Annotated in this window: 20 protein-coding genes; 14 read left to right on the forward strand and 6 right to left on the reverse strand. The window is 66.2% G+C overall.

Annotated features, from left to right (window positions below):
* Nucleotides 1–36 precede the first annotated feature (36 nt).
* Nucleotides 37–936 carry a pirin family protein gene (locus KYX69_RS17580; RefSeq protein ID WP_300499561.1) on the forward strand — a complete coding sequence of 300 codons (900 nt, stop codon included), beginning with the start codon at nucleotides 37–39 and terminating at the stop codon, nucleotides 934–936.
* A gap of 60 nt (nucleotides 937–996) precedes the next feature.
* Nucleotides 997–1884, forward strand: coding sequence for an alpha/beta hydrolase (locus tag KYX69_RS17585; protein WP_300499563.1), 888 nt, complete (start codon nucleotides 997–999; stop codon nucleotides 1882–1884).
* On the opposite strand, the gene KYX69_RS17590 is transcribed toward KYX69_RS17585, so the two are convergent.
* On the reverse strand, nucleotides 1874–2896 hold the full coding sequence (locus KYX69_RS17590; RefSeq protein ID WP_300499566.1) for a M48 family metallopeptidase: 1023 nt from the start codon (nucleotides 2894–2896) through the stop codon (nucleotides 1874–1876). The genes KYX69_RS17585 and KYX69_RS17590 overlap by 11 nt on opposite strands.
* A gap of 417 nt (nucleotides 2897–3313) precedes the next feature.
* On the opposite strand from KYX69_RS17590, the gene KYX69_RS17595 reads away from it, so the two are divergent.
* Nucleotides 3314–3550: a hypothetical protein gene (locus KYX69_RS17595; RefSeq protein ID WP_300499569.1), complete on the forward strand. Its 237-nt coding sequence runs from the start codon at nucleotides 3314–3316 to the stop codon at nucleotides 3548–3550.
* Nucleotides 3551–3863: 313 nt separating this feature from the next.
* Here the strand turns inward: KYX69_RS17595 and galU are convergent, their stop codons facing one another.
* Complete coding sequence (gene galU, locus KYX69_RS17600) at nucleotides 3864–4733, reverse strand: UTP--glucose-1-phosphate uridylyltransferase GalU (RefSeq protein WP_300499572.1); 870 nt, start codon at nucleotides 4731–4733, stop codon at nucleotides 3864–3866.
* A gap of 98 nt (nucleotides 4734–4831) precedes the next feature.
* Between galU and KYX69_RS17605 the strand changes: the two genes are divergently transcribed.
* Complete coding sequence (locus tag KYX69_RS17605; protein ID WP_300499575.1) at nucleotides 4832–5857, forward strand: NAD-dependent epimerase/dehydratase family protein; 1026 nt, start codon at nucleotides 4832–4834, stop codon at nucleotides 5855–5857.
* Between the two features lie 168 nt (nucleotides 5858–6025).
* On the opposite strand, the gene KYX69_RS17610 is transcribed toward KYX69_RS17605, so the two are convergent.
* The 3 genes from KYX69_RS17610 to cysD form a co-directional block, all read right to left on the reverse strand.
* Nucleotides 6026–6754 carry a 3'(2'),5'-bisphosphate nucleotidase CysQ gene (locus KYX69_RS17610; RefSeq protein ID WP_300499578.1) on the reverse strand — a complete coding sequence of 243 codons (729 nt, stop codon included), beginning with the start codon at nucleotides 6752–6754 and terminating at the stop codon, nucleotides 6026–6028.
* Nucleotides 6755–6756: 2 nt separating this feature from the next.
* Entirely contained in the window at nucleotides 6757–8673 is a 1917-nt protein-coding gene (gene cysN / locus KYX69_RS17615; RefSeq protein ID WP_300499581.1) for a sulfate adenylyltransferase subunit CysN, read from the reverse strand.
* A 124-nt stretch (nucleotides 8674–8797) separates the two neighbouring features.
* Complete coding sequence (cysD, locus tag KYX69_RS17620) at nucleotides 8798–9694, reverse strand: sulfate adenylyltransferase subunit CysD (RefSeq protein WP_300499583.1); 897 nt, start codon at nucleotides 9692–9694, stop codon at nucleotides 8798–8800.
* 173 nt (nucleotides 9695–9867) lie between these two features.
* Between cysD and KYX69_RS17625 the strand changes: the two genes are divergently transcribed.
* Nucleotides 9868–11181, forward strand: a complete 1314-nt coding sequence (locus KYX69_RS17625; protein WP_300499586.1) for a UDP-glucose/GDP-mannose dehydrogenase family protein — start codon at nucleotides 9868–9870, stop codon at nucleotides 11179–11181.
* Nucleotides 11182–11386: 205 nt separating this feature from the next.
* Here the strand turns inward: KYX69_RS17625 and KYX69_RS17630 are convergent, their stop codons facing one another.
* Nucleotides 11387–12166, reverse strand: a complete 780-nt coding sequence (locus KYX69_RS17630; protein ID WP_300499589.1) for a metallophosphoesterase — start codon at nucleotides 12164–12166, stop codon at nucleotides 11387–11389.
* A gap of 117 nt (nucleotides 12167–12283) precedes the next feature.
* Here KYX69_RS17630 and KYX69_RS17635 point away from each other — a divergent pair, with 117 nt between their 5' ends.
* The 9 genes from KYX69_RS17635 (at nucleotide 12284) to KYX69_RS17675 (ending at nucleotide 24740) form a co-directional block, all read left to right on the forward strand.
* Complete coding sequence (locus tag KYX69_RS17635) at nucleotides 12284–13402, forward strand: acyltransferase (protein ID WP_300499591.1); 1119 nt, start codon at nucleotides 12284–12286, stop codon at nucleotides 13400–13402.
* A 118-nt stretch (nucleotides 13403–13520) separates the two neighbouring features.
* Nucleotides 13521–14300, forward strand: coding sequence for an FkbM family methyltransferase (locus KYX69_RS17640; RefSeq protein WP_300499594.1), 780 nt, complete (start codon nucleotides 13521–13523; stop codon nucleotides 14298–14300).
* Complete coding sequence (locus KYX69_RS17645; RefSeq protein ID WP_300499596.1) at nucleotides 14273–15817, forward strand: hypothetical protein; 1545 nt, start codon at nucleotides 14273–14275, stop codon at nucleotides 15815–15817. Before KYX69_RS17640 ends, KYX69_RS17645 begins: the two co-directional genes overlap by 28 nt.
* Nucleotides 15818–15821: 4 nt before the next feature.
* Nucleotides 15822–17630: an asparagine synthase (glutamine-hydrolyzing) gene (gene asnB / locus KYX69_RS17650; RefSeq protein ID WP_300499598.1), complete on the forward strand. Its 1809-nt coding sequence runs from the start codon at nucleotides 15822–15824 to the stop codon at nucleotides 17628–17630.
* Nucleotides 17602–18870 (forward strand): glycosyltransferase family 4 protein, encoded by a 1269-nt coding sequence (locus KYX69_RS17655; protein ID WP_300499600.1) that lies wholly within the window; start codon nucleotides 17602–17604, stop codon nucleotides 18868–18870. The genes asnB and KYX69_RS17655 overlap by 29 nt, the downstream gene beginning before the upstream one ends.
* Nucleotides 18867–20567, forward strand: a complete 1701-nt coding sequence (locus tag KYX69_RS17660) for an alginate lyase family protein (protein ID WP_300499603.1) — start codon at nucleotides 18867–18869, stop codon at nucleotides 20565–20567. The genes KYX69_RS17655 and KYX69_RS17660 overlap by 4 nt, the downstream gene beginning before the upstream one ends.
* Nucleotides 20564–22654 (forward strand): bi-domain-containing oxidoreductase, encoded by a 2091-nt coding sequence (locus tag KYX69_RS17665; RefSeq protein ID WP_300499604.1) that lies wholly within the window; start codon nucleotides 20564–20566, stop codon nucleotides 22652–22654. Before KYX69_RS17660 ends, KYX69_RS17665 begins: the two co-directional genes overlap by 4 nt.
* Complete coding sequence (locus tag KYX69_RS17670) at nucleotides 22654–23586, forward strand: glycosyltransferase family 2 protein (RefSeq protein WP_300499607.1); 933 nt, start codon at nucleotides 22654–22656, stop codon at nucleotides 23584–23586. The genes KYX69_RS17665 and KYX69_RS17670 overlap by 1 nt, the downstream gene beginning before the upstream one ends.
* A complete protein-coding gene (locus KYX69_RS17675; RefSeq protein ID WP_300499610.1) occupies nucleotides 23583–24740 on the forward strand; it encodes a glycosyltransferase in 1158 nt (385 codons plus the stop codon). Before KYX69_RS17670 ends, KYX69_RS17675 begins: the two co-directional genes overlap by 4 nt.
* Nucleotides 24741–24788 lie beyond the last annotated feature (48 nt).

Below are 24788 nucleotides of genomic sequence, written 5' to 3' on the forward strand. Positions count from 1 at the left end.
TATCTGTCACGTGACACCCTATTGCGGAGACGCGGCGTGACCGACGACCTGTTCATCCACACGATTCACCCGACCAGCCATGATCTGGGCGGGTTCAAGGTGCATCGCACCTTGCCCTCGCGTCCGCGCACCATGGTCGGGCCGTTCATCTTCTTCGACCAGATGGGGCCGGCGCATCTGGAGGTCGGAACCGGCATCGACGTGCGCCCGCACCCGCACATCAACCTGGCCACCGTCACCTATCTCTTCGCCGGCGCGATCGACCATCGTGACAGCCTGGGCACGTTCGCGACGATCGAGCCGGGGGCGGTCAATCTGATGACGGCGGGCAATGGCATCGTCCATTCGGAGCGCTCCCCCGCCACTGAACGCGCCGCCGGGCCGGAACTGTCGGGCATCCAGACCTGGCTCGCGCTCCCCGAGCGGTTCGAGGAGATGGACCCGGCGTTCGAGCATGTCGCCAAGGCTGACCTGCCGGTGATCGACAGCAGCGGGGCGAAGGCGCGGGTCATCATGGGGTCGCTGTGGGGTCAGAGCGCGCCGACCACGACCTATGCCGGGACGATCTACGCCGACATCCTGCTCGATCCCGGCGCGAGCGTGCCGGTCGATGCCGATGCGGACGAGCGCGCGGTCTATCTTGCGCTCGGGCAGGCCAGCCTCGACGGGGTCGAGCTGGAGCCGCAGACGCTCTACGTCCTGCGCCCCGGCGTGACCGCCCGGCTCACCTCGCGCAATGGCGGTCGCGTGATGCTGTGCGGGGGCGAGGCGTTCAGCACGCCGCGCCATGTCTGGTGGAACTTCGTCTCGTCCGACCGCGACCGGATCAATCAGGCGAAGGAAGACTGGAAAGCCGGGCTGTTCCCGAAGGTCCCGGGCGACGATAAGGAGTTCATCCCGATCCCCGAAGTGCCGAAGACGGTCAGCTACCCCTGAGGCCTTGCCAGCCCGGCCATGCGCCCATACCCTAGGTTCGAAAAATCGATGGAGAGGGCAATGGCCGGGTTTGAACTGCAGCGAATAGCGCTACCGACCGGGGTGGAGCTCGACGTCGCCACGGCCGGCGATCCCGCCGCCCCTGCGATCATCCTGCTCCACGGCTTCCCGGAATCGCACCGCACCTGGCGGCACCAGATCCCGGAGCTGGCAAAGTCACACTTCGTCATCGCCCCGGATCAGCGCGGCTTTGCCCGCTCATCCAAACCGGAAGGGGTCGAAAACTATACCCCCGACAAGCCGGTCGGCGACCTGCTCGCGCTCGCCACGCATTTCGGCAAGGACCGCTTCGTGCTGGTCGGCCATGACTGGGGCGGCGCGATTGCGTGGATGGCGGCACTGCAGCATCCCGACCGCGTCGAGAAGCTGATCATTGTCAACGCCCCCCACCCGTTCGTCTTCCAGAAGTCGCTGTTCGACGACATGGAGCAGCGCGCGGCGAGCCAATATATCCGCGCGTTCCGCAACCCCGCGCTCGACGCGCAAATCGCAGCGATGGGAGCCGAGCGGTTTTTCGACACGACCTTTGCCAAGCATACCGACCCCGCATTGGTCGCGCCCGAACGCGCCGCGTATATCGACGAATGGAGCCAGCCCGGCGCGATGACCGCGATGCTCAACTGGTATCGCGCGAGTGCAATCGTCGTCCCCGCGATGGACGAGACGCCCGAGCGGCCCGCGTTTCTCGACGGCCCATTCCCGCCACTGCCCATGCCGGTGCTGGTGATCTGGGGGATGCGCGACACCGCATTGCTGCCGGTCCAGTTGGAGGGGCTGGATGCGCTGATCCCCGATTTGTCGATCGTGCAGATCGATGCCGGACATTTCGTGCCGTGGGAGAAGCCACAGCCGGTGACAGATGCGATTCGCGATTGGCTCAGGGTTTAGGCACCAGCGGCCGCCAGTCGCCCGTCAGCGGCAAGTCCCGCTCGGCCACGAACGGCGCGCCCGGACCGTTCGCAGCGATTCGCGCTTCTTCGGCCAGCGCCACGCGGAGCCGGTCCCGCCAATGCGGGTGTGACGGCGACTGGAACATGCCCGAGCGCGCCTTGGCCACCGGATGCTGGCGGAAGCGGCTGGCGAGATCGGCGGGATAGCCCGCGCGCGCGAGCAGATGGACGGCGAGCGTATCGGCCTGCAGCTCCACCTGACGGAAGAAGCCCATGTTGCGGCCAAAGCCGGACAGCAGACCAAATTCTGCGCCCACCGCCTTCAGCCGCTCGCGGTGCCGCAGGATATTGTGCGCCAGCTCATGCGCGATCGCCGCCACCGGCAGGTCGCCGTGGAAGCTGTCATAATAGCCCGAGCTGATCCGCACCATGTCGCCATTGGCGCTGGCTTCGAGCGCGGCGGTGATCGCCAGTTCATAGCGCGTGCGGCATGCGGGGATCGGCTGGATCGTGACCGTCAGCGGCACGCCGGCGCGCAGCAGATCGACGCGAATCGGCGCGGTCGGGGACAACGCGGCTACCGCACTCCAAAAGGCGACCAGCCGGTCCGTAGAGGCCGGCCCATCCGCTTGGGGGGCGACCCCAATGTCGCCAAAGCGCACGATCGTATCGTCGGGCCGCACGCCGGCGCGCTCCGCCGGGCTTCCGGACACCACGCCCTCGACCGCGAGTGCCCCGGCAAAGCGGAAATGCGCCGCCACTGCCGGACGCAGCGCTGGCGCATATTGGTCGAGGGTATGCACCTGGATACCGTGCCCGGGCTCCAGTCGATCGCATAACGCGGCATTGGCGGTGCTCAGCCGATACCCGGCGGTGGCGAGCCGCAGATCGGCGGCGCGAAACCCTTCAAACAGCGCCGGGTCTGCTGTCACTTGTGCGTAAACAGGTGTGCCGCATGCGGCGAACACGAGGATCAGCAGGAGGTGGAACAAGCGGACACCGCAACGCATGCTGCGCATTATGCCCTATCCCGGTTCGGGTCGAAAGCAGAACCAAGTGATTCGGCAAGTCGCCGATGCAGCGGCGCGATTGGGGACGCCAGCGGCCCGAAATGCGGCGCTGCGGCAAAAACCGTTGCTTCATCGCCACAATTTCAGACGAATAATGGCATCCGTCGCCTAGCGAGTTGACGTCGGTGCCACAAAAACTTAACCCTTCCCATGCAAAGGCCGTCTTGGCTGTTGCTCGGTGAGCATATGGCGGGTGCCAAATCACCCGGCGGGATGGGAACCGGTCAATGACTATGGCGTTCTAGCCGTAACCGGGGGTGCTCGATTTGGGTGTTTTACCCTGTTGAGCTAAACCTTTGGCTGTGGCATAGGGCACGCGCTACAACACTGCGTGAGAATAAGAAGAGGGAGCAATTTATGCGGTTGGCAAAGTTGATGATGGCCGTTGCGGCCTGCTCGCTTGCAACGACCCCGGCGCTGGCCGCGCCCCAGGCGTCGGTTTCGAAGGCTGAGGCAGCACGCGTTGCGACCCCGGCGGGTGAGTCGAACCTGCAGGATGGTGGTTTCCCCTTCCTGATCGTGTTCGTGGTCGTTGCAGTTGGCCTCGGCATCTATGCCGCGACCAGCGCTGACGATGAGCCGACCAGCCCGTAAGCTGGTCTGCATGACGAGATTTTAAAATGGCGGCCTTCGGGTCGCCATTTTTTTTGGTCTGCGGTGTGTGATTGCTGAGGTTCGATCGTTGTTGCGATCGGTCCCGGCGATATTCCCGGGAGCCGCTGTTACAATTTGCGACATCCCGAATCGTCTGCGCACAGGGCGGTCCGTTCGGCACGAAGTGTCGTCCGTTGCCCGTTCGGCGCATCCTGACAGTCGCGCCAACAGCGCGAAGCAGTCCAAGGCATTGGCGATGCCAAGCATCGACCGATAGTCGGCTTAGGACGGTGCCGCCCGACTAAAAACGTGCTTACCGAATCAGCCCGCGCGCAAATTCCAGCACCGCCGGGCCGATATCCTCACGCTCCAGCGCCAGCGCGAGATTGGCCTGGGCATAGCCGGCCTTGTCGCCGCAATCGTAGCGCGTCCCCTGGAACGTCACGCCGTGGAAGGGCTGGTCGCCGATCATCCGCGCCATCGCGTCGGTCAGCTGGATCTCGCCGCCCGCGCCCGCTTCCTGCGTCTCCAGCACCCGCATCACTTCGGGTTGAAGGATGTAGCGACCGATCACCGCCAGGTTCGAGGGCGCGGTGCCGGGCTTGGGCTTTTCGACCAGCCCGTGCACCTGCGTCAGCGTGCCGTCGCGCGTGCCGGGCGTGATCACGCCATATTTGTCGGTCTGCGATTCGGGCACTTCCTGTGCGCAGATCAGGTTGCCGCCGACCTTGTTATACGCGTCGACCATCTGCTTGAGGCAGCCCGGCTGCCCGACCATGAAATCGTCGGCGAGCAGCACCGCAAACGGTTCGTCCCCGACGATGTCGCGCGCGCACCACACGGCGTGGCCCAGGCCCATCGGTTCCTGCTGGCGCACATAGGCAATCGAACCGGGCTTCAGCCGCGTCGCGTCGAGAATCTCCAGCGACTTGCCGCGCGAGGCCATCGTCGACTCAAGCTCATAGGCGATGTCGAAATGGTCCTCGATCGCGGTCTTGCCGCGGCCGGTGACGAAGATCATCTGCTCGATCCCCGCCTCGATCGCCTCATCCACCGCATATTGGATCAGCGGGCGGTCGACGACCGGCAGCATCTCCTTGGGCATCGCCTTGGTCGCGGGGAGGAAGCGGGTGCCGAGGCCCCCGACCGGGAACACGGCCTTGCGCAGCTTCTTGATCGTCATGGTCAAATCTCCTGACCGAGCGAATAGCCGATCAGGGGCATAGAACAAGGCCGGGCTTTGGGTTAGGCGCGCCGCAAACCAATGGGGAATGAACCACGATGACCGACCTGACCAATCGCCGCGTCCTCGTCACCGGGTCTGCGGGCTTCATCGGCTTCCATACCTCCAGCCTGCTGCTCCAGTCCGGCGCGAAGGTGCTGGGGGTCGACAATTTCACCCCCTATTACGACCCGTCGCTCAAGGAACGCCGCAACGCGATCCTGTCGAATCACCAGAATTTCGAGCTGGCGCGCATCTCGATCGAGGATGGGACCGCGCTGACAAAGGCGTGGAGAGACTTCGCCCCCGACGCGGTCATCCACCTCGCCGCGCAGGCCGGGGTGCGCTACAGCATCGACCATCCTGCCGATTATGTCGGCACCAACATCGTCGGCACCTTCAACCTGATGGAACTGGCGCGGCATAACCCCGTCCGCCACTTCCTCGCTGCCTCGACCAGCTCGGTCTATGGCGCGAACACGGCGATGCCGTTCGACGAGCTGCAGCGCACCCAGACGCCGATGAGCCTCTATGCCGCGACCAAGGGTGCGACCGAACTGATGGGGCACAGCTATGCCCATCTGTTCGGCATCCCGATGACCTTTTTCCGCTTCTTCACCGTCTATGGGCCGTGGGGCCGGCCCGACATGGCGCTGTTCAAATTCGCCGATGCGATGCTGCGCGACCAGCCGATCGACGTGTACAACAACGGCCAGATGGCGCGCGACTTCACCTATGTCGAAGACCTGGTCCGCTCGATCGTCGATCTCGTTTCGGCAGTGCCGGGCAGCGAGCCGGTCGGCCCGCATGACAGCCTGTCGTCCGCCGCGCCGTTCCGCGTGGTCAATATCGGCGGTGGCACGCCGACCCCGCTGATGGATTACATTGCCGCGCTGGAGAAAGCGCTGGGCATGACCGCGAAGAAGAACTTCCTGCCGATGCAGGCCGGCGACGTCCCCGCGACCGAAGCCTCGCCCGCCCTGCTCCGCGCGCTCACCGGCCGGGTGCCGACCACTTCCGTTGAGCAGGGCGTGGCGGAATTCGTCCGCTGGTACCGCGAGCATGTCGCGGCGGCGAAGGGCTGACCGAAAATCTATCCTCCCCCGCAAGGGGGAGGTGGCACGCGCAGCGTGACGGAGGGGGCGGAAGCACGCCGGCCAGAGGTTAGGGGGGCAAGAGGGTTGAGGACACGGCCGTCCTCCCCCTCCGTCGCCTCCGGCGACACCTCCCCCTGGCGGGGGAGGATTATTGCCTCAACCGCACACTCCGCTCTTCGCGACCAGCTCCAGCACCGGTGCCGCCCACTCCCGGCGGCAGATGAGCAGGTCGGGCAGCGACAGCTCGGCTTCGTTATAGCGGATCGGCGACCCGTCGATCCGCGAGACATGCAGTCCGGCGGCAGCGGCGACCGCGGCGGGGGCGCAATTGTCCCACTGATACTGCCCGCCGGAGTGGAGGTAGATTTCCGCCTCCCCCAGCACGACCGCCATCGCCTTGGCCCCGGCCGATCCCATGCCGACCAGTTCGGCCCCGATCGCATCGGCCACGCCCGAACACAGCTGCGTCGCGCGGGTTCGGCTGACCAGCATCCGCGGCTTTGCTGCAGCCGGGGGCAGTTCGGGCGGCTGCGCGGTGCAGAGCGTGACTCCGCGCCGGGGCAGCGCGACCGCGCCGACCGCCGCAACGCCGTCGATCGACAGGCCGATATGCACCGCCCAATCCTCGCGCCCTTCACCGAACTCACGCGTCCCGTCGAGCGGATCGACGATCCACACCCGTCGCGAACGCAGCCGTGCCGAATCGTCGGCGGACTCCTCGGACAGGATCGGATCGTCCGGCCGCGCGGCGCGCAGCAGGTCGAGGATCAACGCATTCGCTTCACGGTCCCCGCGCGCGCCATCGGCACCATCGTCCTGGATCGCCCGCAGCAGCGCTCCGGCGGCATCCGCGACCTGACGGGCGAGCAATGCATCATCCACCATCGTCACAGCACCGGCGACCAGATGCCAAGGATATGTTCGACCACCAGATCGGCGGCGGCTTCGGGCGTCATGGCTTGCGTATCGATGCGAATCTCGGGGTTCATCGGCGCCTCATAGGGGCTGGTGATGCCGGTGAAATTGGCAATCTCACCCGCGCGCGCCTTTTTATACAGGCCCTTCACATCGCGACGCTCTGCCTCTTCCAACGGCGTATCGACGAAGATCTCGAAGAACTCGCCCTCGGGCAGCATGCGCCGCACCAGCTCCCGCTCCGCGCGGAAGGGGGAGATGAAGGCGGTGAGGACGATCAGCCCCGCGTCGCACATCAGCTTCGCGACTTCGCCCACGCGCCGGATATTCTCGACCCGGTCGGCGTCGCTGAAGCCCAGATCCTTGTTGAGGCCGTGACGGACATTGTCGCCGTCGAGCAGGAAGCTGTGCTTGCCCAGCGCGTGCAGCTTCTTTTCAACCAGATTGGCGATGGTCGACTTGCCCGACCCCGACAGGCCGGTGAACCACAACAGGCGCGGGTGCTGGCCCTTTTGCGCTGCATGGGCTTCGCGGGTGATTTCCAGCGCCTGCCAATGGACATTCTGGGCGCGACGCAGCGCGAAGTTGAGCATGCCCGCCGCGACCGTCGCGTTGGTCAGCTTGTCGATCAGGATGAAGCCGCCGAGATCGTGGCTGTCGGCATAGGGCTCGAACACGATGGGCCGGTCGGTATAGACTTCCGCCACGCCGATATCGTTGAGGGCCAGCGTCTTTGCGCTCAACTCCGCCATGGTGTTGACGCAGATCACGTGGCGCGGCGGCTGCACCGTCGCGCTGACCGTCTGCGTGCCGAGCTTGAGCCAATAGGCGCGCCCGGGGAGCAACTCTTCCTGGTCCATCCACACGATCGTCGCCTGGAACTGGTCGGCGACCTCGGGCGGGGCGTCCGCCGCGACGATGACGTCGCCACGCGAGCAATCGACCTCGTCCGCCAGCGTCAGCGTCACCGACTGGTCGCGCCCCGCTTCGGCCAGATCGCCGTCATAGGTGACGATGCGCGCGACGGTGCTGGTGCGGCCCGAGGGGAGGATGCGCACCGCGTCGCCCGGCTTGACCGACCCGCTGGCAATGGTGCCGGCGAAGCCGCGGAAATCGAGATTGGGGCGGTTGACCCATTGCACCGGCATGCGGAACGGACGCGCCGCCGCGTCATCGCCGACCGGCACCGTCTCCAGATGTTCGATCAGCGACGGGCCGGCATACCAGGGCGTGTTGGCGCTGGGGCCGGTGATGTTGTCGCCCTTAAACCCCGAGATCGGGATCGCGGTGAAGTCGGCGATGCCGATGCTCTCGGCGAAGGCGCGGTAATCGGCGACGATGGCGTCGAACGTCGCGCGGTCATAGCCGACCAGATCCATCTTGTTCACCGCCAGCACGATGTGGCGGATGCCAATCAGGTGCGCGAGGAAGCTGTGCCGCCGCGTCTGCGTCAGCATGCCCTTGCGCGCGTCGATCAGGATCACGGCGAGGTCGGCGGTGGACGCGCCGGTGACCATATTGCGGGTATACTGCTCATGCCCCGGCGTATCGGCGACGATGAACTTGCGCTTTTCGGTCGCGAAGAAGCGATAAGCGACGTCGATCGTGATCCCCTGCTCACGCTCGGCGGCGAGGCCGTCGACGAGGAGCGCGAAGTCGATCTCCTGCCCTTGCGTCCCCACCCGCTTCGAATCGGCTTCGAGCGCGGCGAGCTGATCCTCGAAGATCATCTTCGAATCATAGAGCAGCCGCCCGATCAGCGTCGATTTGCCGTCATCCACCGAGCCACAGGTGATGAAGCGCAGCAAAGATTTCGACTGATGCTGTTCGAGATACGCGGAAATATCGGACGCGATGAGGGCGTCGGGGCGGTAGGAGGAGTCGGTCATAGATCCAATCCGTCGCCCCGACGAAGGCCGGGGCCGCTAGCGGTCGTGAGCGAGAAGCGTGAGGCAGGCGACCCCGGCCTGCGCCGGGGTTGACGCTTCGGAACGCTGCGCATTCCGTGGCGCGTCAAAAGTAACCCTCCTGCTTCTTCTTCTCCATCGACGCGGCCTGATCATGGTCGATCGCGCGGCCCTGACGCTCGGAGGTGGTCGTCAGCAGCATTTCCTGAATCACATCGTCCAGCGTCGCGGCCGCGCTCTCCACCGCGCCGGTGAGCGGGTAGCAGCCGAGCGTGCGGAAGCGGATCGAGCGCATCACCGGCTCCTCGCCGTCGAGCGGAAACCGCTCGTCATCGACCATCAGCGTGAGGCCACCGCGCACCACGGTCGGACGCGGCGCAGCGAAATAGAGCGGGACGATCTCGATCCCCTCGGCGCGGATATATTGCCAGATATCGAGCTCGGTCCAGTTGGAGATCGGGAATACCCGCATGCTCTCCCCCTTGGCCTTGCGCGCATTGTAGAGCCGCCACAATTCGGGCCGCTGCGCCTTGGGATCCCAGCGATGGCTGGCGGAGCGGAAGCTGAACACGCGTTCCTTGGCGCGGCTCTTCTCCTCGTCGCGCCGCGCGCCGCCGAACGCCGCATCGAAGCCATATTTGTCGAGCGCCTGCTTCAGCCCCTCGGTCTTCCACATATCGGTGTGCAGCCCGCCATGGTCGAACGGGTTGATCCCGCGCGCCATCGCTTCGGGATTGTGGTGGACCAGCAGCTCCATCCCCGCGTCGCGCGCCGCCTTGTCGCGCAGATCGTACATCGCCTTGAACTTCCACGTCGTATCGACATGGAGCAGCGGAAAGGGCGGCGGCGCGGGGAAGAAGGCTTTCTTGGCGAGGTGCAGCATCACCGCGCTGTCCTTGCCGACCGAATAGAGCATCACCGGCCGCTCGGCCTCGGCAACCACTTCGCGCAGGATGTGGATGCTCTCGGCCTCGAGCCGGGCAAGATGTGTAAGGGAATTCATAGCTGGCCATCTATGGACCACGCCCGCGCGCTGCGATCTAGTAATTGTTTATGCGACTTCAGGCCATATGCGCGCCCTTGCGCCCTGCCATGGCAACGCCATTTTTGGGTCGCATGGGCCGCTATGGCTGTGCATAGGGCGGCCAGACTGCCGCGACGAAAGGGACTTCCAGCGTGCGTATTGCGATGATCGGCACGGGCTATGTCGGCCTGGTTTCCGGGGCGTGCTTCTCAGACTTCGGGCATGACGTGGTGTGCGTCGACAAGGACGCGCGCAAGATCGAGCTGCTGCACCAGAATGTCATGCCGATCTATGAGCCGGGCTTGGCCGAACTGGTCGCGTCGAACGTCAAGGCGGGCCGCCTGTCCTTCACCACCGACCTGGCCGAAGGGGTCAAGGGCGCGGACGCCGTGTTCATCGCGGTCGGCACGCCCAGCCGGCGCGGCGACGGCCATGCCGACCTGTCCTATGTCTTTGCCGCCGCCGAAGAGATCGTCGCAGCGGTCGACGGCCCGACCGTGATCGTCACCAAATCGACCGTGCCCGTCGGCACGGGCGACGAGGTCGAGCGGATCGTCGCTCGCATCGCCCCCGACAAGGGGATCACCGTCGTCTCCAACCCCGAATTTCTGCGCGAAGGCGCGGCGATCAGCGACTTCAAGCGCCCCGACCGCGTGGTCGTCGGCAGCGAGGACGAGGGCGCGAGCCAGGTGATGCGCGACATCTACCGCCCGCTCTCGCTCAACCAGTCGGCTCCGGTGATGTTCACCGGCCGCCGCACCGCCGAGCTGATCAAATACGCCGCCAACGCCTTCCTCGCGGTCAAGATCACCTTCATCAACGAAATCGCGGACCTGTGCGAACAGGTCGGCGCGGACGTGCAGGAAGTGTCGCGCGGCATCGGCATGGACAACCGCATCGGGCGCAAGTTCCTGAACGCCGGCCCCGGCTATGGTGGGTCGTGCTTCCCCAAGGACACGCTGGCGCTGCTCAAGACCGCCGACGACCATGAAACCCCGCTGCGCATCGTCGAGGCGACGGTGCAGGTCAATGACAGCCGCAAGCGCGCGATGGGGCGCAAGGTGATCAAGGCGATGGGCGGCGAGGTGCGCGGCAAGACCGTCGCGATCCTGGGCCTCACCTTCAAGCCGAACACCGACGACATGCGCGACGCGCCGAGCCTGGCGGTGATCCAGACGCTGCAGGACGCGGGAGCGATCGTCCGCGCCTATGACCCGGAGGGCGTCGAACAGGCGCGCCCGCTCGTCAAGAATGTCGAATTCTGCCCTAGCCCCTATGCCGCGGCCGAGGGTGCCGACGCGCTGGTGATCGTCACCGAATGGGACGAGTTCCGCGCGCTGGATCTTGGGCGGATGAAGAAGCTGCTCAGCACGCCGCTGCTGGTCGACCTGCGCAATATATATCCCGCCGAAGAGGTGCAGCGCGCCGGGTTGAAGCTGGTCGGCGTGGGGAAGAAGGTGGATTGAGGTCAGGACGCATCGACGTAGCGTTGCTTAGCCTATCGATGCACCCCTAACGCGTCACCCCCGCGAAAGCGGGGGGCCCATCTCCGGCAGGATCGGCGCACCGCACCGGCGCAGTCAGCCAACCGTCCGGGAGATGGGCCCCCGCTTTCGCGGGGGTGACGACAGGGTGTAAGGTCAGGTCTGGACGTCCAGCCACCCTTGCGTTCTATCCCCGCTCACCCTCAGTCGCGAGATACCAGCGCTCGCTCCCCTCCAGCGCCAGCGCCGTCAGCCGTCCGGTCGCGTAAGCCCCGGTGTCGATGCCGATGCGATTGGACAGCTCCTCGACCTGAGCGGCGATCGAATGGCCATGCACCACGGTCGCGCCGAAGCCGCCCTCGAAATTCAGGAACTGTTCGCGGATCCAGCGCAGATCCTCGGGCTTTTGCCGGTCGAGCGCGACGTGCGGCTTTACCCCGGCATGGACGAAGCAATAGTCGCCGATCCGCACCATGTCGGTCATCTTGTGCAGGAACGCGATATGGTGCGACGGCACGCGCGGAAGGAAATCCTCCACCAGCTCGTCGGCGAGGCCGCGGTCGATCAACTCGATCGGCGTGCCATAGCTCAGCAGCGTCTCCTCACCGCCGATGCGCAGCCAGAAGCGCATCGTCTCCAGATTGCCACCCAATGCCTTGAGGAACACCTCCTCATGATTGCCGAGCAGGAAATCGACCTTCCGATCGCCGAAATCGGCGGTCGCCAGCAGTTCCACCACCGATGCCGAATCGGGGCCGCGATCGACCAAATCGCCCAGGAAGATGATCCGCGTCTTTGCCGCACCGCGCGCAACATCATCCGCGTCGATGCGCGCGAGCAGATCGGTCAGCAGGTCGAACCGGCCATGAATATCGCCGATCGCATAGACGCGCTCGCCATCGGGCAGCGCCGCCGACGCGGCCTGCGCCGCGGCAGACGCCCCAAACAGTGTTTTGAGCTTCGACAAGACCACGTGGAGTTCCCGTTGTTGCGGTCCAGATAGGCGCTTTGCCGCAACGCCGCAATCAAGGCGACAGCGCCATTCTGTTCCATTAAAGGAGTGAATCGTTACGGGGGTGACACCATGGTTGGAAATGCGTCGGTTCTGACAGACTCATCGACTAAGCTGCTGCCGTCGCTCCAATATTTCCGGGAGGTCGCGGCGATCCTCGTCGTCCTCTATCACGCCGCCTGCGTGTTCGGACCGGGCGGCTACCAGCCGGTGCAGAGCTGGGAAGCAATGTTCCTGTTCGGCCATGCCGGGGTCGAGCTCTTCTTCGTGCTCAGCGGCTTCATCATCTGCTGGATTCATTACGACCGGATCGGTGCGGCGGGCGAGGTGCCCGGCTATATCCGCAAGCGGCTGGTGCGCATCTATCCCCCGGTTGCGCTGGTGGTGATCGCCTGGGCGGCGCTCAGCTTTGCCGCGGGCATGCCGATGCGGCCGATCGAGTATCTCGTGTCGCTCACCCTGATTCCGTTCGATTTCGCCTATGCGCCCCCTGCGCTATGGACGCTGACGCATGAAATGGCGTTTTACGCGCTGTTCCTGCTCGCCTTTATCCGCCGCTGGCTGTTCATCGCCGCGCTGCTGGCCTGGGGCGCTGTCGGCTATGCGCTGGTGATGGTTCCAGGGCTGGCGGAGGGGCGGACGATCCCCCCGCTCGTCGGTTCGGCCTATGCCTTCCTGTTTTCGCTCGGTGTCCTCGCTTTTTTCATCGTCCGCGCGCGCCTGGCGATCCCGGCATGGGGCAAGGTTGCGCTCGGCTTGCTGGGGCTTGTCATCTTCGCCTGGGCGGCGACGCGCGATGTGGCGCTGCAGCTCGGCCCGGTCGCGCCCGAGGGCGCCGAGCGCGCCGCCCGTGCGCTGACCCCGTGGTTCGGGGTGGCCGCGACGATCTGGGTTGTCGTGCTCGCCGATCCCGCGATCCGGTTCCGGGGGCGGATGCACGCGGTGATGATGCTGCTCGGCAATGCCTCCTACGCCATCTATCTGTGGCACGAGATTCCGCAGCGCGTGCTGGGACGGCTGATCGGCAGCGTCGGGCTGGCCGGGCCGGAAACGCGCGTGATTGCGATCGCGCTGATTGTCGGAAGCGGCGTGGTGCTGGGCGTGCTGGTCTATCAGTTCGTCGAGCGACCGCTGCTGCGCTGGATCAATGCGCGGCTGGATGCACGGTCGCGAAACGCGGCAGCCGCCTGAACCGGACCAAGCCTGTGCGAAAGACCGAAAATCCGCGTGCATCGCAGCAAGGTTCTGACTATTGCCGGTCGCGGCCCTATCCCGCCGCATCCCGCGGCCGCCCGCGTCGAGAAACGGAATGATTGGCAAGCTGCTTCGCGACTTTTTCGGGATTATCCGCGTGGCCGGGCCGGCGCGCGCGCTGCAATGGGCAGGTGCGGTCGCGGTGACGATGCCCGCCGCGCTCAAGACGCGCAACCTGCTCGCCGCCGACAAGGCGATGGGCGAGGGTCCGTTCGTGGCGCGCCACGGTTCCGCTACCGCAAAGCTGGTAGGCGAACAGGCGTTCAGCGGACTGCGCGAAATCTGGGTCCGCGAAGTCTATTCGCGCGATGGGTTCCTGAAGATCCCAGACCATGGTCTGGTCGTCGATCTCGGCGCCAATATGGGCAATTTCAGCGCGATGGCGCTGGCGAGCAACCCGACGGCGCGCGTGATCGCGGTCGAACCGGGCGCGCGCAACGTCGCCAAATTTCACGCGACGATGGCCGCCAATGGCTTTGCCGACCGCGCCACCCTGTGCCGCGCGTTCGTAGGCATCTTCAGCCCGCAGCAGATCAGCGACGTCGCCACCGACCCCAGCTACACCGATGCCGAGCGGCTGTCGGAGCCCGATTTCATCGCGCGCTATGGAATCGATCGCATCGCATTCCTGAAATGCGATATCGAGGGCAGCGAATATTTCCTGCTCGATCCGCAAAGCCGGTTGCTCGACATGTCCGACCGGATCGGGATCGAGATCCACGCCTTTGGCGGCGATGTGAAAGCGTTCCTGGCGGAACTGGACCGCCGCGGCTTCACGCTCGATACCGTCATCTGGGACGGCGCGGATTGCATCGCGCTGGCGTCGCGCAGCTGATGGCGGTCGGCGCACAGCGCTGGACTCTGCCGCAGACACGCACTCGCGTCGTCCCGGCGGCCGCAACGCGCGAAGACCCCATGGCCGGCCTGATGCCGACCATCCAGGAGATTGCCGGCACCTTCGCGCTGCTGATCTTCTATGGCATCGCGATCGCCTATGGCGGCGTCGCCAGCACCTTCGCCAACTATGCCGGCCCAATGCTGCTTTCGCTCGTGGTCGGCTGGGCGATCTATCGCATGGTGCTGACCAATCGCCACACCTTGTGGTCGCCGTTGCTATGGTACCGGATCGGCGTGGTTGGCTATCTCGGCATCGGGTCGCTGATCACGCTGTTCCTGAACGACGAGACGCGGGCGATGCTCGCGACTTTTTTCGATTTTTACCCGCGCGACGTGCTCAAGTTCAACATCGTCGTGGCAATGTTCCATGGATGTTTGCTGGTGTTCGTGGCCGGCATCGTCGGCCCGCTCCGCACGCGCAGCCTCAGCCGTCAGACGCTGAAGTTCATTTCGCCGTGCAACCTGACGACCGAGACGATCGGCTTCACGTTCCTGGGCATCGGGACGGTCATCAACTATTTCCTGATCTATCCCGCATCGCTGGAAATCATCCAGTTCACCCTGCCCAACATCATCATCCAGCTCGGCCAGTTCGCCTATGTCGGCTATTTCCTGGTCGGCTATTGGGCATTGCAGAATGACCGCCGCCGCTGGTTCTGGTTGGTATTCGCGCTGACCGTGGTCGATTCGATCGTCGGCATCGTTCAGCTCAGCAAATATGCCGCGATGTTCCCGGCGCTGATGCTTCCGCTCGCCTATCTGTATCACAAGGTGACGTTCCGGCGGCTGATGCTGATCGTGGGCATTCTGGTGCCTTATTATTTCGTGGTGGCCGACATCGTGACCGAGGCACGCGGGCTGGTCACGCGCAGCGAAACCGGGCGGGCGGTGCTGTCGGAAACGATTCAGGTGCTGAATGCGCGCGCCGCGGGCGTCGAGCAGACCCGGCCCAACGAACCCGATTTCCAGATCGGTTGGGCACGCCTGAGCTATGTCAACGCCGGATCGTTCGCGATCAGCCTGTATGATCAGGGCATTCCCGGCGACACGTTGCGCGACATCTTCATCGTGTGGATTCCGCGCATCGTCTATCCGGACAAACCGATCATCACCGATATCGGGCGCGACTTCACCTTTCGCGCCAACGGCAACTACAATTCATCGACCAGCCCAAGCATCCCGGCTGAAGGCTATTGGACGGCCGGCTGGCTGGGCGTCGGGCTGTTCGCCGCGCTGATGGCGCCGGTGCTGGCATTGTGGTCGATCTACAATGTCGTCGCGCTGCAACGCGAATCCTGGCATTTGCTGCTGGTGGTTGCGCTCGGCTTGCGCACCGGATCGCGCATCGACGGGATGCTGGTGCCCGACATCATCGGGCCGATCAGCGCGGCGGTGGTGCTGCACCTGTTGCTCTATTTCGCCAACCGGCTGCTGCCGCCGCGGACGGACGCCTGATCCGATGTGTGGCATCGCCGGCATGTTCGCGCATCGTGACAATGCGCTCGCAGTCGACCCAGAACGGCTGATCGCGGTCCGCGATGCAATGGCAGCGCGCGGGCCGGACGGGGTTGGGCTGTGGATCGATCGTGATGCGCGCGTCGGCCTTGCCCATCGCCGCCTGTCGATCATCGATTTGAGCGACGGTGGTGCGCAACCGATGCACGATGAAGCCGGGCGCTACAGCCTCGTCTTCAACGGCGAGATCTACAACTATCAGGCGCTGCGGGCCGAGATGGAGGCGCAGGGGCACCGCTTCGCCAGCGGTTCGGATACCGAAGTGCTGCTCGCGCTGTTCGCGGCGCACGGTCCGGCGATGCTGACCCGGCTGCGCGGCATGTTCGCCTTTGCGATCTGGGACGCGCGCGAGCGCCGGATGACGTTGGCGCGCGACCCCTATGGCATCAAGCCGCTCTACTATGCCGATGCGCAGGGCCGGATCGCGTTCGCCTCACAGGTGAAGGCGCTGATTGCCGACCCGTCGATCTCGCGCGAGCCGTCGCCCGCTGGTCTGACCGGCTTCCACCTGATGGGGTCGGTGCCCGAGCCCTTCACCATCTATCGCGCGATCCGCGCGGTTCCGGCGGGCAGCTGGATCACCGTCGACGCGCGCGGCGTGGGCGAACCCGTCCGCTATGCCTCGGTTGCGCAGGCGATTGCCGAGGGGCGTAACGGCGGCACAGTCGATGTCGCCGAGGCGCTGCGCGACAGCGTGCGGCACCATATGGTCGCGGATGTCGAGGTTGGCGCGTTCCTCTCCGCGGGCGTCGATTCGGGCGCGCTGGTCGGGCTGATGCGCGATTGCGGCGCACAGCGGATCCGCGCCTGTACCCTCGCCTTCCCCGAATTCGCCGGCACGCCCGCCGACGAAGTGCCCGGCGCGGCATCGGTCGCCGCGCTCTATGGCGTCGAGCATCATGTCCGCCAGATCAGTGCCGAGGAATTTCGCGGCGACCTGCCCGCGATCTTCGCGGCGATGGACCAGCCGACGATCGACGGGATCAACAGCTGGTTCGTAAGCAAGGCGACCCGCGAACTCGGCCTCAAGGTCGCGCTCTCGGGCCTTGGCGGTGACGAGCTGCTCGCGGGTTATTCGACCTTCCGCACCATTCCGCAGACCCGCCGCGTGTTCGGACCCGTCGCGCATGTGCCGGGTGCGGGCAGCGCCAGCCGGGGCTTGCTCAAGCTCCTCGCTCCCGGCCTGCTTGCGCGCAATCCCAAGCTCGCCGGGCTGCTCGACCTGCCGCGCAGCTGGGCCGGCACCTATTTGCTGCGTCGTGCGGTGCTGTTGCCGTTCGAGCTGGACGGGGCGATGGACCCCGGCATAGCGGCACAGGGATTGACCGAGCTCGACCCCGAAGGCCTGATCGCCGCGACCATGACCCCCGATCCGGGCAGCGCCAATGGCCGCGTCGCCGCGCTCGAATCGTGCAACTATATGCGCAACCAGCTGCTGCGCGATTCGGACTGGGCCGGTATGGCGCATTCGCTGGAGATCCGCGTGCCGCTGGTCGATTTCACACTGCTCCAGGCGCTCGCCCCGATCCTGCCGGGCCTGACGCCGGGCGCGGGCAAGGCGATGCTCGGCAACGCGCCCTCGACCCCGCTGCCCGATGCGATTCTCAACAAGCCCAAGACCGGCTTCGGCATCCCCGTCACCGGCTGGCTGAAGGGCGCGACCAAGGATATCCGCACGCGCAAATCGGGCCGTGAATGGTCGGGCGAGGCGCTGGCGCGCTATTTTGGCGACCCCGCGCGCCTCGCCGCCTGACCGCGCCGCCGCGATGAACATCCTCGTCCTCACCCATTATTACCCGCCGGAGGTGAATGCCCCCGCGTCGCGCCTGTCCGAACATGCGCGCGTGTGGGCGCAGGCGGGGCATGACGTGACGGTCGTCACCTGCGTCCCCAACCACCCGACCGGCCAGCCCTATCCCGGCTATCGCAACCGACTGTGGCAGGAGGAGGCGCGCGACGGCGTGCGCGTGATCCGGCTGTGGACCTGGCTCGCGGCGAATGAGGGATTTCTCCCGCGTATCGCCAATTACGTGTCCTATCTGTTGTCCGTGTGCCTGTGGATGTGGCGCCTACCCAAGGCGGACGTGGTGCTATCCACCTCCCCGCAATTCTTCTGCGGGCTGACTGGCTGGCTGCTCAAGCGCAAACGGCGGCCGTGGGTGCTGGAAATCCGCGACCTGTGGCCGGAGAGCATCGTCACCGTCGGCGCGATGAAGCGCGGCGCGGCGATCAAGCTGCTCGAGGCGATCGAGGCCTTCGCCTATCGCCAGGCCGATCTGGTCGTGTCGGTCACCGACGGCTTCGTGCCGCATATCCGCGAACGTCGTGGCGACGGCAGAATCGCGGTCATCAAGAACGGCGTGGATCTCACCACCTTCACCACCCCCGATGCGGCGGCGGAGACCGAATTCCGCGCCGCGCACGGCCTGACCGGCAAGTTCGTCGCCGCCTATGTCGGCACCCATGGCATGGCGCATAAGCTGGACACCGTGCTTGAAGCCGCCGAGCTGCTGCGCGACCGCAGCGACATCGCCTTTCTGCTGGTCGGCGACGGGGCGGAGCGCGAGCGGCTGGTCGCCGAAGTTGCCGCGCGCGGTCTGACCAACGTCGTGATGCTCGGCCAGCAGCCCAAATCGGCGATGCCCGGCATCTGGGCGGCGAGCGACGCGGCTTTGGTGCTGCTGCGCCGGGTCGACACGTTCAAGACCGTGATCCCGTCCAAGATGTTCGAGGCGATGGCGATGGCCTGCCCGATGATCCTGGGCGTCGAGGGCGAGGCCAAGGCGCTGATGGAGGCAGGCGGCGCGGGGATCGCGATCACGCCCGAATCTGCAGCGGAGCTGGCGGCGGCGGTGACTCGGCTGGCCGACGATCCCGCATTTGCAGCGCAGCTGGGCGAATCGGGCCGCGGCTTCGTCGCGCAAGAGTTCGACCGCCGCGTGCTCGCCGAACGGCTGCTCGGCGAGATGCAGGCGCTGGTGGCGGCGCGATGAGCCGCCTATCCCGCCTGCGCCGCAACGTCGCCTTTGCGCGGCATGTGCCGGTCGGCCAGTTGATCGCGCGCGCGCGGTTGACCGTGCAGCGCCGCCGCTCGCTCAAGTCGCCGCCGACGCTGGAAGGGCAGGCACCGGGCGTCCTCGAACCCGCCCCAACCCCGCCCGCCCCGCGCTTTCCGCCGCGCACCGGACAGGTCGCGCGCACCGACAGCGGCTGGCGCTTCACCTTTCTTGGACGCGCGGTCGCGATGGGCGAGACGATCGACTGGGACGCCCCCGGCCCCGGCGTCGCCAACCAGCTGTGGCGGATGAACCTCCATTATATGGAATATCTGGAGGGCCTCCAAGCGGACGCAGGCCTCGACCTGATGCGCCAGTGGATCGCTGTCAACCCGCCGTGGCAGCCCGGCTACTGGCACGACAGCTGGAACAGCTACACCCTGTCGCTCCGCGTGGTGGTGTGGATGCAGCGGATCGCGGCCTGGGGCGTCGATCCCGGCGACCCGGCGCTGGCTCCGATCCATGCCAGCCTTGCCGAGCAATTGGCGTTCCTCGAACGCAATCTTGAGCTCGACATTGGCGGCAACCATCTCGTCAAGAATATCAAGGCGCTCAGCTGGGGCGCGGCGTTCTTTTCCGGCGCGAGTGCGGAGCGCTGGCGTGCCCGGGCGCTCGACCTGCTCGACAAGGAACTGGTGCGGCAGGTGCTGGCCGATGGCGTGCACTACGAACGCTCCCCCTCATACCACGCGCAGGTGTTCGCCGACCTGATCGAGACGCGCGACGCGCTCGGCGCTGCGGCACCTGAAGCGCTCGACCGCACACTCGACGGCATGGCCCGCGCAACCGCGTTGCTCGCACATCCCGATGGCGGCCCCGCGCTGTTCAACGATGCTGGCCTGACCATGGCCTATGCGCCCGCCGATTGCCTGACCGCCTATACCGGCTCTACCGGGCGCGCAGTTCCGCAGCCGCAGGGTGGCTTCGCGCTCCCGACCGCAGGCTATTTCGGGCTGCACGCGCCGCTCCTGACCCTGCTTGCCGACCATGGCCGGATCGGACCGGATGACCTGCCCGCGCATGCCCATGGCGATATCGGCAGCATCGAGCTGTCGGTCGCGGGACTGCGGATGATCGTGGATCAGGGTGTGTTCGAATATGTGCCGGGCGAGCGCCGGGATCAGAGCCGGAGTGCGCACACCCACAATGTTCTCGCACTCGACGGCGCGGAACCCGCAGACTTCTTCGGTGCCTTCCGCTGCGGCCGCCGCCCCCGCGTGTGGGTGAGCGATGCCGAGGTTCAGCCGGATTTGCTGACACTGGCGGGCGGCCATGACGGCTACACCCACCTCCCCGGCAGCCCCATCGTTACCCGCCGGATCGAGGCACAGGGCGACACCATCCGCATCCACGACCGGATCGAGGGCGCGCACTGGCACGCCGCAACCTGGCGAATCCTGCTCCATCCCGAGTGCGAAACCACGCTCGATGGCGCCACTGCAACGCTCCGCCGCGGCGGCGCAGAGCTCACCATCCACGCATCGCAACCGCTGCGTCTCGAAGCTGCAACATGGTGGCCCGACATGGGCCACGAATCATCCACGCAACGTCTGTGCTTGACACTCCCGGACGGTTGTTTTGAGAGCGACGTCACATTCATGGCCGCGTCGGTCGGGGAAACGGGGCTTAAGTGAAACAGGTCGAACAAAATTATCGCAGCGGCGTGCTGCGCCTGATCGAAGCGCCGGTGCCGCGCTCGGGCCGGGGTCGCAACCTGGTTGCCACGCGCGTCTCGCTGATCAGCGCGGGCACCGAAAAGCAGATCATCGACCTCGCGCGCAGCTCGCTCGCGGGGAAGGCGATGGCGCGGCCCGATCTCGTCCGCAAGACGCTGCAAAAGGTCCGCAACGAAGGGCTTTTGCCCACGGTGCAGAAGGTGTTCGCCAAGCTCGATACGCCGATCCCGCTCGGTTACAGCCTGGCCGGGACGGTGGTCGAAGCCGGGGCGGAAGCGGGCGGTTACGCAGTCGGCGACCGCATCGCCTGTGCCGGCGCGGCGGTGGCGAACCATGCCGAATACAACGCCGTGCCCAAGAACCTGTCGGTGCGCATCCCGGCGGGCGTGTGCGACGAGGCAGCGAGCTTCGTCACCCTTGGGGCCATCGCACTACAGGGCGTGCGCGTCGCCAACCCGACGCTCGGCGAGCGCGTCGTCGTCATGGGGCTCGGCCTGATCGGCCAGCTCACCGTACAGCTGCTCAAGGCCAATGGTTGCCGCGTGCTCGGCTTCGACCCCAATCCGGGCCGCGCCAAGCTGGCGCTGGAAATGGGCGCGGACGTCGCGGTCAGCGATGCGCTCGACGAAGCGGTGCGCGGCTTTACCGAAGGCTATGGCGCGGACGCGGTGATCGTCACTGCGTCGAGCAAATCCTCGACCCCGCCCAACCAGGCCGCCGAGATCAGCCGGATGAAGGGCCGCGTCGTCATGGTCGGCCTGACCGGCATGGAGATCGACCGCGAGCCCTTTTACAAGCGCGAGCTCGATCTGCGCCTGTCGATGTCCTACGGCCCCGGCCGCCACGACCCGGCCTATGAGCTGGAGGGGCATGACTATCCGCTCGCCTATGTCCGCTGGACCGAACAGCGCAACATGCAGGCGTTCCTGGAGCTGGTGGCCGAAGGCCGCGTGACCCCGCTCAAGCTGGTCACCCACCGCTTCCCGATCGCGGAGGCGGAAGCCGCCTACAAGCTGATGGACACGGACGAACCGTTCCTCGCGATCCTGTTGACCTATCCGGAAACTCCCGCGCCGATCGCGCGGTCGATCCCGGTCAATCCCGGCGCGGCAGCGGCGACCGGGCGCGGCACCGCGTTCATCGGGTTCGGCAACTACGCCAAGTCGGTGCTGGTCCCCGCGCTCAAAAAGGCGAGCAAGGAGCGGCTGACCACCGTCGTCACCTCGACCGGCCTGTCGGCGCATGACGCTGCGCAGCGCGAGGGCTTCGCCAATGCCGCGACCGATCCGCAGGCGGTGATGGACGATGCCGACACCGATTGCGTGTTCATCGCCACCCGCCACGACAGCCATGCCAGCCTCGCCGCCGCAGCATTGCGCGCGGGCAAGCATGTGTTCGTCGAAAAGCCGCTGGCGCTCGACCATGACCAGCTTGCCGATGTCGTCGCGGCAGCAGAGGGCGCACCGGGCGTGCTGACGGTCGGGTTCAACCGCCGCTTCGCCCCGATGATGATCGCGGCCAAGGGGGCGATCGCCTCACGCGCCGGGCCGATCGCGATGCATTATCGCGTCAATGCCGGGCATGTGCCGGGCGATAGCTGGCTGCACGGCGCACAGGGCGGCGGGCGCATCGTGGGCGAAGCGTGCCACTTCGTCGACGCGCTCACCTTCCTCGCCGGGGGACCGCCGGTCTCGGTCAGCGCGTTCCGACCGGAGGGGATCGACGACACGGTTTCGGCCGTGCTGCGCTTTGCCGACGGATCGACCGGCACGATCCTCTATTCCTCGCTCGGCGATTCCTCGCTGCCCAAGGAGTATCTGGAGATTTTCGCCAGCGGCACGGTCGTCCGCCTCGACGATTTCCGCAAGCTGCACATCACCACCGGCGGCAAGACGACCACCCAAAGCGCCTCGGCACAGGACAAGGGGCAGGCGGGGCTGGTCAAGGCGTTCTACGCCGCTGCCCGCGACGGTGCCGCCGCGCCGATCCCGCTCGATGAGCTGATCGCGGTCAGCGAAGCGACGCTCGACATCGCCGGGGTGTGATGACCCCGGACGCCCCCTCGATCACCGCGCTGATCATTTCCTTTAACGAGGAAGTGCATATCGCGCGGTGCATCGAGCGGATTCGTCCGCTGGTGCAGCGCATCGTCGTGGTCGACAGCTTCTCGACCGATCGCACGGTCGAGATCGCGCGAAGCCTGGGCGCCGACGTCTATCAGAACCCGTTCACGACGCATGGCGCACAGGTGCAGTGGGGCGCCGACCACACCGGTATCGACACCGACTGGATCCTGCGCATGGATTGCGACGAGTATCTGGAAGCCGGTCTGCTCGACGCGCTGCGCACCCGCACGCCGGCGCTGCCCGACGATGTCTCGGCGCTTGACCTCAAGCTCAAGGTGATCTTTCGCGGCAAGTTCATCCGCTGGGGCGGCTATTACCGCACCTGGCTGACGCGCATGTGGCGGCCGGGCCGCGCGCGGATGGAAAGCCGCTGGATGGACGAGAAATTGCTGATCGACAGCGGCCGGGTGGAGAAGATCATCGGCGGCGATCTGGTCGACGAGAATCTCCGCGACATCGGTTGGTGGACCGACAAGCACAACCGTTATGCGACGCTGCAGATGATCGATTTCGTGCTGCGTGAACAGGGCGTGGTGCGCGACCATGACGAGCCCGGCGCGGTGACCCCGGCGGCGAAGTTCAAGCGATTCCTGCGCCATACCGTCTATGGCGGCGCGCCGCTCTACCTGCGCGCGGTGCTCTATTTCGTGCAGCGTTATTTCCTGCGGCTCGGCTTTCTCGACGGGCGGCGCGGGTTCGTGTGGCATTCGCTGCACGGCTTCTGGTTCTTCATGCTGATGGACGCCAAGATCGACGAGGCGCGGATGCACATCGCCGCGCATGGGATCGACAGCTTCCCCGACTATCTGAAGTCCCGCTACGGCATCATTTTCGCGCTCCCCGCGTCATGAGCGCGCGTTCAACGATCCTGATCCTGATCGGTGCATTTTGGCCGGGGCATGAGGCGACAGGGCCGAACCTCAGCATCAAGGCGCTTTGCGAGACGCTCGGCGACCGGTTCGATTTCCGCATCGTCGCGCGCGATCGGGCCTTCGGTGCGGCGGAGCCGCTGGTCGAGTCCGGGCGCTGGCATGACCTTGGCTATGCCGAGGCGCATTATCTCCCCGTCGGTCGCACCGGCGCACAGGGGCTGGCGAAGCTGCTGCGCGAGACGCCGCACGATATCTTGCTGCTCAACGGCTTTTTCGACCGCGAATTCACCATTCCCGCGCTGATCGCGCGTCGCTTCGGACGCGGGTCGCGCGCACAAGTCATCCTCTCCCCCCGCGGCGAGTTTTCGGGCGGCGCGCTGGGGCTGAAGGGCGGGCGCAAGGCGGCCTATCGCCAGTTGGTCACCCTCGCGGGACTGATGCGCGGCGTGACCTTCCACGTCACCAGCGAGGCCGAGCGCGCCGATGTCCGCGCCGCCTTTCCCGGCCACCGCATCGAACTGATCGGCAATGCCCGCCCGGCCTTCCCGCTCCCGACCCACCGCCCGCGCGGCGCGGGCGAGCCGTTCCGCGCCGCGTTCCTCGGCCGCATCTCGCCGGTCAAGGGCCTCGACGTCGCGCTGGAGACACTGGCGCAGGTCCGGGCGCCGGTCGCCTATTCCATCTACGGCCCGATCAGCGATCCCGCCTACTGGGCGCGCTGCCGCGAGCTGATCGCCGCGCTCCCCCCGCATGTCACCGCCGAACATCGCGGCGAACTCGCCAATGCCGATGTCGCCGCGGCGATGGCCGGGCAGGACCTGCTGTTCCTCCCCTCTCGCAGCGAGAATTTCGGTCATGCGATCTTCGAATCGCTCTGCTCGGGTACGCCGGTGCTGATCGGGACCGAGACGCCGTGGCGCGACCTTGCCGCCGACCATGCCGGGTTCGATCTGCCCCTCGACGACCGCGCGGCGCTGGCAGAGGCAATCGATACGCTCGCGCAACTGCCCGCCGACGAACTGGCCGAATGGCGACAGGGTGCCCGCGCCCGCGCCGAAGCCTTCCTCGCTGGCAATGCAGCCGCCGCCGAGATGACCGCGCTGTTCCAGGAGCTGGCTGCCGGTGACGCTTGACCTTTCCCCACCCGTCTGCAATCCGCCGCGCGAGCTTCCGCACGCCCG

Source organism: Sphingomonas sp., assembly GCF_030145815.1.
Classification (GTDB): Bacteria; Pseudomonadota; Alphaproteobacteria; order Sphingomonadales; family Sphingomonadaceae; genus Sphingomonas.